The organism is Novosphingobium umbonatum (assembly GCF_004005905.1).
Lineage (GTDB): Bacteria > Pseudomonadota > Alphaproteobacteria > Sphingomonadales > Sphingomonadaceae > Novosphingobium > Novosphingobium umbonatum.
In genome coordinates this window covers 1-255 of sequence record NZ_SACO01000083.1, presented here as the reverse complement: position 1 = coordinate 255, position 255 = coordinate 1, and the positions used below count along the sequence as shown (strand labels likewise).

At 57.6% G+C, this 255-nt stretch carries 1 protein-coding gene; it reads left to right on the top strand.

What is annotated here, in order from left to right:
* Positions 1-9: 9 nt before the first annotated feature.
* Positions 10-255 (top strand): recombinase zinc ribbon domain-containing protein (locus tag EOE18_RS18375; protein ID WP_281278055.1); only part of this gene is annotated, 246 nt, incomplete at its 3' end.

Here is a 255-nt window from a genome sequence, read left to right as displayed (position 1 = left end):
ACTAACCTCCTGACTGGTGTCGCTGTCTGCGGTTGCGGCGGCGATGGCTGCGGAGGTGGCATGACCACTGCCACAGGCAAAAGTGGCCAATACCGTTATTATGCCTGCAGTCGCCGTGCGACCGCAGCAACGACTGAATGTCGCGGTCGCCGAATCCCCATGGAAAAGCTCGACGACATCGTCGTCAAGGCGGTATCAAAACATGTTTTACAGCCCGACCGGTTAAGCACGCTCCTGAAGACATGGTTGGACAGG